At 40.6% G+C, this 13,043-nt stretch carries 13 protein-coding genes; all 13 read left to right on the plus strand.

Translation table 11 applies throughout. The annotated features are described in order from the left end of the window. Positions 1–122: 122 nt before the first annotated feature. The 13 genes from BUC17_RS00415 to BUC17_RS00475 all read left to right on the plus strand — a co-directional run bounded on the left by BUC17_RS00415 (position 123) and on the right by BUC17_RS00475 (position 13,039). Positions 123–1,592, plus strand: coding sequence for a DUF5687 family protein (locus tag BUC17_RS00415; RefSeq protein ID WP_073360307.1), 1,470 nt, complete (start codon positions 123–125; stop codon positions 1,590–1,592). Positions 1,593–1,610: 18 nt separating this feature from the next. Next, positions 1,611–2,309: an ABC transporter ATP-binding protein gene (locus tag BUC17_RS00420; protein ID WP_073360309.1), complete on the plus strand. Its 699-nt coding sequence runs from the start codon at positions 1,611–1,613 to the stop codon at positions 2,307–2,309. 164 nt (positions 2,310–2,473) lie between these two features. Then, on the plus strand, positions 2,474–5,353 hold the full coding sequence (porW, locus tag BUC17_RS00425; protein ID WP_073360311.1) for a type IX secretion system periplasmic lipoprotein PorW/SprE: 2,880 nt from the start codon (positions 2,474–2,476) through the stop codon (positions 5,351–5,353). A 1-nt stretch (position 5,354) separates the two neighbouring features. After that, entirely contained in the window at positions 5,355–5,759 is a 405-nt protein-coding gene (locus tag BUC17_RS00430) for a bactofilin family protein (RefSeq protein WP_073360313.1), read from the plus strand. Next, a complete protein-coding gene (locus BUC17_RS00435; RefSeq protein ID WP_073360315.1) occupies positions 5,731–5,958 on the plus strand; it encodes an AtpZ/AtpI family protein in 228 nt (75 codons plus the stop codon). Before BUC17_RS00430 ends, BUC17_RS00435 begins: the two co-directional genes overlap by 29 nt. Then, positions 5,948–6,382 (plus strand): hypothetical protein, encoded by a 435-nt coding sequence (locus tag BUC17_RS00440; RefSeq protein ID WP_143161674.1) that lies wholly within the window; start codon positions 5,948–5,950, stop codon positions 6,380–6,382. Before BUC17_RS00435 ends, BUC17_RS00440 begins: the two co-directional genes overlap by 11 nt. A gap of 72 nt (positions 6,383–6,454) precedes the next feature. Further along, positions 6,455–7,624, plus strand: coding sequence for a F0F1 ATP synthase subunit A (atpB, locus tag BUC17_RS00445; RefSeq protein WP_073360319.1), 1,170 nt, complete (start codon positions 6,455–6,457; stop codon positions 7,622–7,624). A 31-nt stretch (positions 7,625–7,655) separates the two neighbouring features. Then, positions 7,656–7,850: an ATP synthase F0 subunit C gene (gene atpE / locus BUC17_RS00450; protein ID WP_073360321.1), complete on the plus strand. Its 195-nt coding sequence runs from the start codon at positions 7,656–7,658 to the stop codon at positions 7,848–7,850. Positions 7,851–7,924: 74 nt separating this feature from the next. Further along, positions 7,925–8,425 carry a F0F1 ATP synthase subunit B gene (locus BUC17_RS00455; protein WP_073360323.1) on the plus strand — a complete coding sequence of 167 codons (501 nt, stop codon included), beginning with the start codon at positions 7,925–7,927 and terminating at the stop codon, positions 8,423–8,425. A 6-nt stretch (positions 8,426–8,431) separates the two neighbouring features. Then, positions 8,432–8,959: an ATP synthase F1 subunit delta gene (gene atpH / locus BUC17_RS00460; RefSeq protein WP_073360325.1), complete on the plus strand. Its 528-nt coding sequence runs from the start codon at positions 8,432–8,434 to the stop codon at positions 8,957–8,959. A 23-nt stretch (positions 8,960–8,982) separates the two neighbouring features. Further along, a complete protein-coding gene (gene atpA, locus BUC17_RS00465) occupies positions 8,983–10,557 on the plus strand; it encodes a F0F1 ATP synthase subunit alpha (protein ID WP_073360327.1) in 1,575 nt (524 codons plus the stop codon). A 73-nt stretch (positions 10,558–10,630) separates the two neighbouring features. Next, entirely contained in the window at positions 10,631–11,488 is an 858-nt protein-coding gene (gene atpG, locus BUC17_RS00470) for an ATP synthase F1 subunit gamma (protein ID WP_073360329.1), read from the plus strand. A 90-nt stretch (positions 11,489–11,578) separates the two neighbouring features. Then, positions 11,579–13,039, plus strand: a complete 1,461-nt coding sequence (locus BUC17_RS00475; RefSeq protein ID WP_073360331.1) for a lipopolysaccharide biosynthesis protein — start codon at positions 11,579–11,581, stop codon at positions 13,037–13,039. Positions 13,040–13,043 lie beyond the last annotated feature (4 nt).

Here is a 13,043-nt window from a genome sequence, read left to right on the forward strand (position 1 = left end):
GACTTGTAGCGGAACACCCGACGGCAAGAGATGGGTGGATAGATGAAAAAAGTTCATTTGCCGGACCGCCCAAATTGTAACAAATTTGTTATCTTGTTCACTAATTGAAAAACCTAAAACCTATGATACGTCGTTTTCTTTCGTTGGAATGGAAATCGTTTGCCCGTTCGGCCTCGTTTCAAACCAACCTCGCCTTAAAGATTTTGATGGCTTTGGGAGCATTGTACTTTATTGTTTGTTTTTTGATCCTTGGATTGGCGGTCTATCCGATTTTGAAAGAGCAAGGGTACAATCCGGTGCAAACCATCAATCGCATCATGATTTATTATTTGACGGCCGATTTGATTATACGGTATTTTATGCAAAAAATGCCCGTTATGAATATTCGTCCGCTGTTGGTGACGCCGCTCAAAAAAAGTACGGTGATTCACTTTTTGTTGGGAAAAACATGGTTTTCCTTTTTCAACATCATCCATGCTTTTTTTCTGGTTCCTTTTACGGCAATGATGCTTTACAAAGGGGAGCCTGTGGGGTCGACCTTGGCCTGGTGGTTGGGCATAAGCGCATTGATTTACTGCTGTAATTTCACCAATATTTTACTCAACAACAAGGATGCTGTTTTTTATCCGATGGCGGGATTGGTGTTGCTTTTGGCCGCTTCGCAATACTATGGTTGGTTTGATATTACCGCGTATACGTATCCGTTGTTTCAAGCTGTATTTGACACCCCAGTTATGGCGCTAGTGCCTGTTGTGCTCTTGGGGCTTTTGTACTATGCAACCTACCGCTATTTTGTGGGTCATATGCATTTGGATGAGAAATTGGCTTCGAAAGCTGAAATCGCACAAACCGAGAATTTAACATGGTTGAATCAGTTTGGCACTTTGGGAACGTTTTTGAAAAATGACATTCGCTTGCTCAAGCGAAATAAGCGTTCCAAAACAACTTTGGTGATGAGTGTGTTGTTTATTGCTTATGGGTTGTTGTTTTATACCAATTCGATTGAAGCCTATCAATCGGCGCCGATGCAAATGTTTGCGGCGATTTTTTGTACGGGTGGATTTTTGTTTGTGTTTGGCCAATTTATTCCGAGTTGGGATAGCGCCTACTACCCATTGATGATGAGTCAAAACATTCAGTACCGCGATTATTTAATGTCGAAATGGTGGTTGATGGTGTTGGCTACGTTTGTCTCTACGTTGATTGCTTCTTTTTATTTGTATTTCGGCTGGGACGTCTACAAAATGATCATTGTGGGTGCGGTTTTTAATATGGGATTCAATTCGCATTTGGTCATGTTGGGTGGTGCGTATGTAAAAACCCCCATTGATTTGACAACGAGCAAACAAGCCTTTGGGAACAAACAGGCTTTTAATGCCAAGACGATGTTGATTTCTTTACCCAAAATGTTGCTTCCTATGGGATTGTATTCGTTGGGCTACTATACCCATTCTTCCGACTTAGGAGCGCTTTTGGTAGCGGGTGCTGGCGTATTGGGCTTTGCCTTCCGCGATCGCGTGTTTTCGCAAATTGAAAAAATTTATAAAGTAGAAAAGTATGCCACGTTGGCGGCTTACAAACAAAAAGCATAACGATAAACTTCCTTCCTCATGATACAAGTACAACAATTAAGTAAGATGTACGCTAATGGCGTCAAAGTTTTAGATATTAACGAATTGGAAATTCCTAAGGGACAGAGTTTTGGATTGGTAGGCAACAACGGTGCAGGGAAAACCACCTTGTTTAGTTTGCTGTTAGATTTGATTCAGCCCACTACAGGAAAAGTGATTAACAATGGGGTTGCGGTGAGTTCGAGCGAGGCTTGGAAACCGTTTACCGCGGCGTTTTTGGACGAGAGTTTTTTAATCGGTTACTTGACGGCGGAAGAGTACTTTTATTTTATCGGGGAACTTCGAGGCCAGAACAAAGCCGATGTAGACGCCTTGTTGGCCAAGCATGAAGATTTTTTCAACGGAGAGATTTTGACCAAGAAAAAGTATTTGCGCGATTTGTCGAAAGGGAATCAGAAAAAAGTGGGAATCATCGCAACGTTGATTGGCAATCCTGAAGTGATTATTTTGGACGAACCCTTTGCGAATTTAGATCCAACGACAGTGAATCGTTTAAAAAAGATTTTAAAAGAATTGGCCGAAGATCCCAACGTAACTTTGTTGGTATCGAGCCACGATTTGGTGCATACCGTTGAGGTTTGTAATCGTATTGTGGCACTGCATTTGGGTCAGGTAGTCAAAGACATTCAAACCAGCCCAGAGACGCTTCAAGAGTTGGAAGCCTTTTTTGCGGTATAAGGTTGCTATATCTTCTCAGGTACACCCCAATGGTTTCGGCTGTTGGGGTGTACTATTTTCAATTTTCCCCCTATTTTTTTTCACTTTACAAAAAGAAATGTATTTTTACCCGTTAGATATACTAAAAGCGCCAAATTGCAGTTAGTTAAATAAACGTTTTTGACTTGAAAAACTCAACCCCAAAATATTTCCTTTTTTTCGGATTTGCTGCCGTACTCGTGGCTTGTTCTACGAAAAAAGATGCCTTTGTCAATCGAAAATTTCACGCATTAAATACCAAATACAATATTTTATACAATGGTGAAGTAGCGATGGACCAAGGGGTCGTGGATTTACGCAACCAGTATAAAGACAATTTTTGGGAGGTACTGCCCGTGGAGCGTATGCAAGTTACAGAGGAAAAAGCATTGCCCGGCGACACAAAGAATCCCAATTTTGATCGGGCTGAAACCAAAGCGATCAAAGCGATTCAAAAGCATTCGATGAATATTGATGGAGTGGAACGCAATCCCCAAATGGACGAAGCCCACTTAATGCTCGGACAGGCGCGGTATTATGAGCAACGTTTTGTCCCTGCATTGGAAGCGTTCAACTATGTTTTGTATAAATACCCGCAAAGCGATAAAATTAATTTGGTTAAAATTTGGCGGGAAAAAACCAATATGCGATTGGAAAATGACGAATTAGCCGTCAATAATCTTCGTAAGTTGTTGAAAGAGATCAAGTTTAAAGACCAAGTGTATGCCGATGCCAACGCTACACTTGCTCAAGCGTTTATCAATTTAAAAGAGATCGACAGTGCGATTGCCAAGTTGCGTTTGGCTACCGAATTTACCAAACTCGACGAGGAAAAGTCACGGTACCGTTTTATTACGGCGCAATTGTATGAAGATCGCGGTCAAAAAGACAGTGCTTTTATCGAGTATCAACGGGTTATCGACATGAATCGCAAAGCGGCTCGTCAGTATGTGATCCAAGCCCATGCGCGACAAGCCCGTCAGTTTAATCCCAAAACAGGCGATACCGTAGCTTTTTTAAAAAAATACAAAGACTTGATGGAAGATCGCGAAAACCGTCCTTTTATGGATGTGTTACACCATCAAATGGCCTTGTATTATGAAAAAGTAAACCGACCCAAACAGGCCAAATTGTCTTACAATGCCTCGCTTAAAGCCAAGCCGCAAGATCAATATTTAGTTGCTTCCAATTACCGAAATTTGGCCGAGCTCCATTTCAACGAAGCGAAATATGTGGTGGCGGGAAAATATTTTGACAGTACGTTGACCGTATTGAATCCGCGGACACGAGAATTCCGATTGATCACCAAAAAACGAGAAAATCTTCAAGACGTTATCAAGTTTGAAGGCATTGCCCAACGCAATGATAGTATTCTCAACCTCACAGGCATGTCATTGGCCGATCGAGAAGCTTTTTTTCAAAAACATATTGAGCGTTTGAAAAAAGAAGAAGCGGCGTTAAAACTCATGGCTGAAAAATTGGCCCAAGAGAAAGCGGCTGCCGAGGCGAATGCCAACCAAGGGAAAGACGCTTTGGGCGCCGATAAGTTGGGAGGTGGAAAGAAAAACGTGATTACTCCCGTGGCGTCCAGCAATGAAGTCAGCAATTTCTACTTTTACAATCCCAATACCGTTGAAATAGGGAAAGTTGAATTTGGCAAAAAATGGGGGAAACGAACCTATGGTGAAAATTGGCGTTGGTCTTCAACAGTAAGCAAAGGGGCAAATCCCGACAAAGAAGATGAAAATGCAAATGCTGAAAAAGAAGAGGAGGTGAAAACGGTCAATCCGATGCACACCACCGAATTTTATCTTAAACAGTTGCCTACAAACGCAAAAGTATTGGATTCCCTCGCCAAAGAACGCAACTTCGCGTATTATCAGTTGGGGGTTATTTACAAAGAAAAATTCAAAGAGTACACCCGTTCTGCGAGCAAGTTTGAACAGTTGCTCAAAAACAAACCCGAAGAGCGATTGGTCTTGCCAAGTTTGTACAACTTATACAAAGTCTATCAAATCATCGACCCTACCAAAGCGGCGGCCATTAAAAGTCGAATTCTCAACGAATATCCCGATACGCGTTATGCGCAAATTGTTGGCGGAAACACTTCGGCAGCGGCTATAGCCACAACACCTGAGGCAACGTATGATGCGCTTTACCGCGCTTATGATTCGGGGAAGTACCGCGAAGTTTTACCGCAAACGGAACAGGCTATCGAGCAATTTACAGGCGAAGAATTGGTGCCCAAATACGAGTTGTTGAAAGCCCAATTGTTAGGGAAACTCAAAGGATTATCAGAATATAAAAAGGCCCTGAATTATGTGGCCTTGACCTACCCAAATTCGGAAGAGGGGAAGAAAACGGAGCTCTTTATTCAGAAAAAAATTCCCTATTTAGAATCGTTGTCTTTTAATTCAGAACCTGTCACTTCGTGGAATATTGTCTATCCAGTGGCATTTCCAACGACAGCAGCTACGCAAAAGTTGGTGGATAAATTGAAAAAATTTATACAGGAGCGTACCATCGAAACGATGACTTTATCGGAAGACATTTATATGTTGGATAAAAATTTTGTGGTGCTTCATGGAATTAAAAATTTAGACAACGCTAAGGGAATTGCTCAAGTGTTGAAAGAGTTCAAGGACTACAAAATTGCCGAACCCTATGCCATTATTTCCAACGAGAATTATAAGGTGGTACAGGTGATGAAAAATTTTGAGGATTATGTGTCGGGCGATTGGCTGAATAAACCCATCGTGCCGGTGCAACGTACCCTTGAAATTGAAAAAGAAATTCCAAAAGTTGTTCCTAAAGGGAAAAACTCAGGCACCGTAACCAAAGAAGAATTGTTTGGTGAAGATCCAGCAGCTCCCGCGGGCGATACCCCCAAAGGCACCCAAGGATCGAAACCCACTCCCACGGGCAATCCTTCCAACTCGGTTCCTGCTACCAAATCAAACGCGGCAGAAGACGCACCTATGAATGCGTTACCGCCAGCGCCAGGCTTTAATCCTAACAAGAAGTAATATGTTTGAGAAAAAAACCAAATCGTATACCGATTTATTAGGAAAGACCAACCGAATTGTGGAAGGTACCACTATACAAGGAAACATTGTTTCTCCGGCCGATTTTCGTTTGGACGGACAGTTGGTGGGAAATTTTGAAACCAAAGGAAAACTAGTCATTGGTCCGGCGGGTAGTGTTCAAGGTGATATAATTTGCAAAAATTGCGACATTGAAGGTCGTGTGGAGGGGAAACTTCAAATTTCAGACCTATTAAGTGTTAAATCGAAGGCCGTAATCAAAGGAGAAGTGGTCTGTGGAAAATTGGCGGTAGAACCCGGTGCAGAGTTTTCGGCTACCTGTGTGATGAAGCCTCAGGTGAAACCCATTTCGCAATCCCATGAGCCCGTCACCGAAAAAACAGCCTAACCGTTGGATTGCGTTGTTGAATATTCCCCTTCAAATGGGAATAATCATTTTTTTATTTTCGTTGTTGGGACAATGGTTAGACAGCAAATATCCCAATTCTAATCAATGGTATACCGAGGGAGTCACCGTGTTTGGTGTTTTTGTGGCGCTCTATAATGTATACCGACAAGTTCAAGAAATCGATAAACATGATTCGTGAGTGCCAAAACGTTTGCTTCAAAGCATTGCTTTGTGCGTGGCTGGGCTACGGCATAAATCGCTTGGTTTTTGCCTTACACGAACCTTTTTCCAGTTCGGCCCAACGTTATTACTGGTCGGTGGAATCTTTATTTTTCATTTTTGCAATTTTATCTTTAGCCATTCTAACTTTTTTAGTAGGCGTAAAACACAAAAACTTCGATCAAGTCGGCATGACTTTTTTGGTGGTGACTACGATAAAAATGGCCCTCGCTTTTGCGTTCGGAAAAGAAATAATCTACGGTTTTTCAAGCGCTCAGGAAAAAATTAATTTTTACAGCATTTTTGCATTTTTTCTTGTGGTGGAGACGGTTTTAACCATTCAACTATTGAATAATACGACTCAAAAGCCCACTTTTAACGAAAAATTCAAAAAAGAACGGTAATCCCATTGTTTTTTTTCTAAAAGATGTACCTTTGCACCAAATTTTGGAAACCTTAAAATTACGTGAATAAAAATGGTGATTTCTAGAAAACCAAGCCACTTCATTGTAGCTGCCCTACTGGCTTTTATGCCCTTACTTTCATTCGCGAATGACAATCACGGAGCACATACGCAAACGACGGCTTCACAAGAAGCAACGACTGCTATGGGGAAAGGACATGAGGGAGATCACTCCAGTGAAGGAGATCAAACTTTAACAGAAGAGGAGAAAAAAGTAAAAGAAAGAGAAGAATTTATTCAACACCATTTACTAGATTCTCACGATTTTACATTGTTTTCTTATGGTAACGGTCACCACGTAGGTTTTTCATTACCTGTAATACTTTGGGATAATGGATTACATATCTTTTCTTCTTCAAAATTTGAACATGAAACGGCCGTAGCCGAAAGCAATGGGAATTTTTATAAAATCGTACATGGTCAAATATTCAAAACGGATGCTAAAGGTACTATTGAATATGAAGGACATCACCCTACCAACAAGAAACCTTTAGATTTGTCAATAACTAAAAATGTTTTTATGATTTTAGTTGTTGCCTTTTTAATGTTTGTGTTGTTTAGAAGTCTAGCTAACTCGTATAAAAAGAATAATGGTATTGCATCAGGCGTTGGTCGTTTTTTTGAACCAATTATACTTTTCATTCGTGACGATATCGCTATTCCTAATATAGGTGAAAAACATTATAAAAAGTACATGAGTCATTTATTGACTGTTTTCTTTTTTATATGGTTTTTAAACATGTTTGGATTGACGCCGCTTGGAGTTAACGTGACGAATAATATTGCAATTACAGCTGCTTTGGCTATTTTAACGTATTTGATTACCACGTTTACTGCTAACAAAAACTACTGGGGTCATATTTTTTGGATGCCAGGTGTGCCTGTTCCAATGAAAATTATTTTGGCACCAATTGAGCTATTAGGTACTTTGATTAAGCCTTTTTCATTAACGGTTCGTCTTTATGCAAATATGCTCGCTGGACACGTTGTTTTGATGAGTATTATTGCTATGATGTATACTTTCAACAATATGATTGGAAGTAGTTTGTCCTTTGTGTTGGCTTTTGCTTTGTCAATTTTAGAGGTTTTAGTTGCGGGTCTACAGGCCTATATATTTACAATGTTGACCGCTCTTTATTTTGGTGCGGCAAAAGAGGAACATCATCACGATGACCATCATTAATTTTTTGAATGTTTAATTTAATATATACATTATGACAATTCCAAATTTAGTAGGAGCAGGTTTGATCGTTATCGGTGCTGGTTTAGGTATCGGTAAAATCGGTGGATCAGCTATGGAAGCTATTGCGCGTCAGCCTGAAGCTTCTGGAAAAATTCAAACAGCAATGTTGATCGCTGCTGCGTTGATTGAAGGTATTGGTTTCGCTGCGTTCTTCGTAGGGAAATAATAATTCTAAACAATTGTTGTAACGGTTGGTTGCAACAATTGTTTTCAAATTAACATTAATAAAAACATAATATAATGGAACAATTATTAGGTCAATTTTCTTTAGGCTTATTTATATTACAGGCAGTAATTTTCGTTGGACTTGTTTTGTTGTTGAAAAAATTTGCATGGAAACCTATCTTAGATGCGGTGAATGAGCGCGAAGAAGGGATTAAAAATGCGTTGCAATCAGCGGAACAAGCGCGTCAAGAAATGGCCAATTTAAAATCTGATAATGAGAAATTATTGGCAGATGCCCGTGCAGAACGCGATACACTATTGAAGGAGGCGCGTGAGATCAAAGAAAAAATGATCAACGATGCGAAGGCAGACGCTCAAGCGCAAGGCGAGAAAATGATTGCCCAAGCAAAAGCGGCTATCGAAGGTGAGAAAAATGCAGCTATGGCTGAATTGAAAAGCCAAGTTTCGGCGCTTTCCTTGGAAATTGCTGAAAAATTATTGCGTGATGAATTATCCAACAAAGAAGCGCAATCTAAATTGGTAGAAAAAATGTTGGGTGATTCCAAATTAAACTAATAACGTATGTCAAGAGCAGCGATTCGATACGCGAAAGCGATTTTAGATATTGCCACGGCTTCTGGAAAATCAGAAGCAGTAAATGCCGATATGAAGTCGATTACAGCCGCCTTAGCGGAAAGTCACGAATTACACGTGTTTTTATCGAGCCCTGTGGTTCGTTTGGAAGCCAAGAAAAATGCGTTACTTGAAATTTTCGCTGGCGTTCAACAAGAAACGCAAAGTTTGTTTCAATTGTTGTTTACCAACAAACGTTTTGAAATTTTAGGAGCAATTGCCAAACAATACGGTCATTTGTATGATGAAAGTATCGGGGTTGAAATTGCCAAAGTGACCACTGCAATTCCCATGACAGCCGAAATGGAAAAAACCATAAGCGCCAAAATTGCAGAAATGTCATCCAAGAAAATTACTATAGAAAATACGATAGATCCATCCATTATAGGTGGTTTTATCTTACGCATCGGCGATATGCAATACAATGCCTCTGTATCCGGTCGTTTAAATGAGTTAAAAAGAGAGTTTAGTAACTAATACATCATTAAAGATATATTACAATGGCAGAAATTAAAGCTGCTGAAATTTCAGCAATCCTTAAAAAACAACTAACCGGTTTTGAATCGGGAGCTTCTTTGGAAGAAGTAGGAACCGTACTTGAAGTAGGGGATGGTATCGCACGCGTTTACGGGTTATCCAATGCACAATACGGCGAGTTAGTGCAGTTTGATAACGGACTCGAGGCGATTGTATTAAACCTTGAGGAAGATAATGTTGGGGTGGTACTTTTAGGACCCTCAACCGGAATCAAAGAAGGTTCAACCGTAAAACGTACCCAACGTATCGCTTCTTTGAAAGTCGGTGAGGGAATCGTAGGACGTGTTGTGGATACGCTAGGAAATCCTATCGATGGAAAAGGACCGATCAGCGGTGAGTTGTATGAAATGCCATTGGAACGCAAAGCGCCGGGGGTAATTTTCCGTCAGCCTGTAAACGAACCTCTTCAAACGGGTATCAAAGCGGTTGATGCTATGATTCCAGTAGGTCGTGGTCAGCGTGAGTTGGTTATCGGTGACCGTCAAACCGGAAAAACTACCGTTTGTATCGATACCATTTTGAACCAAAAAGAATTTTTTGACGCAGGTCAACCTGTATATTGTATCTACGTGGCTGTAGGTCAAAAAGCTTCTACCGTGGCAGCTATCGCTAAAACTTTAGAAGAAAAAGGTGCTTTGGCGTATACTACAATTGTAGCCGCTAATGCCTCTGACCCAGCTCCAATGCAAGTATATGCTCCTATGGCTGGTGCAGCTATCGGGGAGTACTTCCGTGATACAGGACGTCCTGCTTTGATTGTATATGATGATTTGTCTAAACAAGCGGTAGCTTACCGTGAGGTGTCGTTGTTGTTACGTCGTCCACCAGGACGTGAAGCGTATCCCGGAGACGTTTTCTACTTGCACTCTCGTTTGTTAGAAAGAGCGGCCAAAGTAATCGCTGATGACGATATCGCTAAAAACATGAATGACTTACCCGAATCCTTGAAACCTATCGTTAAAGGAGGCGGCTCATTAACAGCGCTACCCATTATCGAAACCCAAGCCGGTGACGTTTCGGCGTATATTCCTACCAACGTAATTTCGATTACTGACGGACAGATTTTCTTGGAATCTGACTTGTTCAACTCTGGGGTTCGTCCAGCGATTAACGTAGGTATCTCCGTATCTCGTGTAGGAGGTAACGCGCAAATCAAATCCATGAAAAAAGTAGCGGGTACCTTAAAATTAGACCAAGCGCAATACCGTGAATTGGAAGCGTTTGCCAAATTCGGTTCCGATTTGGATGCGGCCACGTTGAATGTAATTGAAAAAGGAAAACGCAACGTTGAAATCTTGAAGCAATCGGTGAACGATCCGTTTACAGTGGAGGACCAAGTAGCGATTATCTATGCGGGGTCTAAAAACTTGTTGCGTAATGTTCCTGTGAATAAGGTAAAAGAATTCGAGAGAGATTTCTTAGACTATTTGAACAACAAACACCGCGATACCTTAAACGCTTTGAAAGCGGGTAAATTTGACGATACCATCACAGATGTATTGGAAAAAGCAGCCAAAGAAATCGCAGCAAAATATTAATAAAAAGTGAACAGTAACTAGTGATTAGTAATTAGCTAATCACTAGTCACTAATTACTAATTACTACATAATAATGGCAAACTTAAAGGAAATTCGCAGTAGAATCACCTCGGTACAATCAACGATGCAAATTACATCGGCGATGAAAATGGTTTCTGCTGCTAAGCTAAAAAAAGCGCAAGATGCTATTACAGCCATGCGTCCTTATGCCGAGAAGTTAACGGAATTACTTCAAAACCTTAGCGCTACCATTGAAGGTGATTTAGGCGGAAGCTTTACCGAACAACGGGAAGTAAAAAAGGTATTGATTGTAGCCATTACCTCCAATCGTGGATTGTGTGGTGCGTTTAACGCCAATGTAATCAAACAAGTTCGCGCGTTGGAAGAAAGCTACAAAGGAAAAGAAGTAACGATTTATACAATCGGTAAAAAATCAGGCGATGCTTTCCGTAAGACCAATACGCTTGCAGGTGAAAACACGGCTATTTTTGATCAACTTACCTTTGAGAATGCCGCAACCATTGCCCAAGATTTGATGGATAAATTTGCAGCTGGCGAATTTGATAAAATTGAATTGGTATACAATCAATTTAAAAATGCAGCCACCCAAATTATCAAAACCGAGCAATTCCTTCCTTTGGCTTCGGGTGAATCGGTACAATCTGCCAGTGCGGATTACATCTTCGAACCAACAAAAGAAGAAATTGTGTTGACATTGATTCCAAAATCATTGAAAACCCAGTTGTACAAAGCCATTCGTGATTCTTTTGCCGCAGAGCACGGGGCACGTATGACCGCGATGCATAAAGCGACCGACAACGCTACGGCCTTGCGCAATCAATTGAAGTTAACGTACAACAAAGCGCGTCAGGCTGCCATTACCAACGAAATCCTTGAGATTGTTGGAGGTGCCGAAGCATTAAAAGGCTAATTATCCTCAGCGATATAAATAAGAGTCGGCATTGTCGGCTCTTTTTTTTTGCATGTATATAATCGTTATTTTTGTTAAAAATTCCTACCCTTGAGTCTGTACAAGAACCTCTTTAAACAAACCCTCATCTACGGTGTAGCTACCGTCTTGCCGCGGATTATTAGCTTTTTACTCAATCCACTTTATATCTATTATCTTGAGGATAAAAGTCAGATGGGAATTGTTTCGGTACTTTTTTCCTACCTCGTTTTTTGCAATGTGTTTCTCTCGTATGGTATGGAAACGGCTTTTTTCCGGTTTTTCAACAAAGAAACCGATAAAAATAAGGTCATATCTACCAGTACAATTTCACTGTTTTGGTCCACACTAGGGTTTTTAGCACTTGCACTTTTGTTTCGAAATACGCTTGCCAATGCCACTGGTTTTGCCGTAGAATATATTACCTATGCGCTTTGGATCGTAGCATTTGATGCCTTGGCGATTATTCCCTTTTCAAAGCTCCGCGCCGAACGGAAACCCATGCAATATGCGGTGATCAAAATTGGAAATGTTAGCCTTCAAATCCTTTTAAGCGTTTTCTTTTTGGCCTTTCTTCCCCAATGGGCCAAGAGTGATCCAAGTGGTTTTTTAGCAACGCTTTACTACCCTAACTTTCAGATTGGCTATATTTTTATTGCCAATTTAATGGCTAGTTTGGCGACTTTTTTGGTGTTAATTCCCAATTACACGCAAATTCGTTGGCACTTTGATTTTGCCCTTTGGAAACAAATGATGCGCTATGGTTATCCTATCCTTTTTGCAGGGGTTGCCTTTGCCATTAACGAACATTTTGATAAAATTTTATTGGATTGGTTTCACGTTCCCTTAGCCGATATCGGGGCCTATTCGGCTTGTTACAAGATTGGGATGTTTATGGTGTTGTTTCGAACGGCCTATTCCTTGGGCATCGAACCCTTCTTTTTCTCCCATGCTGGGAATGAAAATGCGCCGCAAACCTATGCCACCATCACCAAGTATTTTGTCATTTTCGGGTCCTTTATTTCCTTGGCGGTCATTGCCTTTATTGATTTACTAAAACAACTATTGGTGCCCAATGCCGCTTATTGGGATGCGATTAAAGTGGTTCCCTTGATTGTATTTGCTAATTTCTTTTTGGGTATCTATACCAATTTATCCGTATGGTACAAACTGATTGACAAAACCTTATTTGGGGCTTATATTTCCTTGGTTGGAGCTTTGGTAACGCTGGCGCTGAATTATTTGTTGATTCCAAAATACAGCTATTACGGATCGGCCTTGGCGACCATCGCGGCTTATGGAAGCATGATGATTATTTCCTATCAATGGGGGAAAAAGAAGTATCCCATTCCCTATGATTTTAATCGGATTTTTAGTTACCTCGGACTTTCCATCGGGTTTTCTGTATTGGCATTTTATGTGGATTATATTCGTGATAATTATCCTCTTAAAGTACTTTTATTACTCGTATTTTTGTTCTTTATTTATAGAAGTGAAAAAGAGACGCTTTTGCGTATTCTTCGCCGTAAATAACAAG

Source organism: Flavobacterium fontis, from assembly GCF_900129405.1.
GTDB lineage: Bacteria > Bacteroidota > Bacteroidia > Flavobacteriales > Flavobacteriaceae > Flavobacterium > Flavobacterium fontis.

What these genes read in the sequence shown, in the direction of transcription:
- BUC17_RS00415 (WP_073360307.1), top strand. Translation starts at nt 123, where the DNA reads ATGATACGTCGTTTTCTTTCGTTGGAATGGAAATCGTTTGCCCGTTCG.
- BUC17_RS00420 (WP_073360309.1), top strand. Translation starts at nt 1,611, where the DNA reads ATGATACAAGTACAACAATTAAGTAAGATGTACGCTAATGGCGTCAAA.
- BUC17_RS00430 (WP_073360313.1), top strand. Translation starts at nt 5,355, where the DNA reads ATGTTTGAGAAAAAAACCAAATCGTATACCGATTTATTAGGAAAGACC.
- BUC17_RS00435 (WP_073360315.1), top strand. Translation starts at nt 5,731, where the DNA reads ATGAGCCCGTCACCGAAAAAACAGCCTAACCGTTGGATTGCGTTGTTG.
- BUC17_RS00440 (WP_143161674.1), top strand. Translation starts at nt 5,948, where the DNA reads ATGATTCGTGAGTGCCAAAACGTTTGCTTCAAAGCATTGCTTTGTGCG.
- atpB (WP_073360319.1), top strand. Translation starts at nt 6,455, where the DNA reads ATGGTGATTTCTAGAAAACCAAGCCACTTCATTGTAGCTGCCCTACTG.
- atpE (WP_073360321.1), top strand. Translation starts at nt 7,656, where the DNA reads ATGACAATTCCAAATTTAGTAGGAGCAGGTTTGATCGTTATCGGTGCT.
- BUC17_RS00455 (WP_073360323.1), top strand. Translation starts at nt 7,925, where the DNA reads ATGGAACAATTATTAGGTCAATTTTCTTTAGGCTTATTTATATTACAG.
- atpH (WP_073360325.1), top strand. Translation starts at nt 8,432, where the DNA reads ATGTCAAGAGCAGCGATTCGATACGCGAAAGCGATTTTAGATATTGCC.
- atpA (WP_073360327.1), top strand. Translation starts at nt 8,983, where the DNA reads ATGGCAGAAATTAAAGCTGCTGAAATTTCAGCAATCCTTAAAAAACAA.
- atpG (WP_073360329.1), top strand. Translation starts at nt 10,631, where the DNA reads ATGGCAAACTTAAAGGAAATTCGCAGTAGAATCACCTCGGTACAATCA.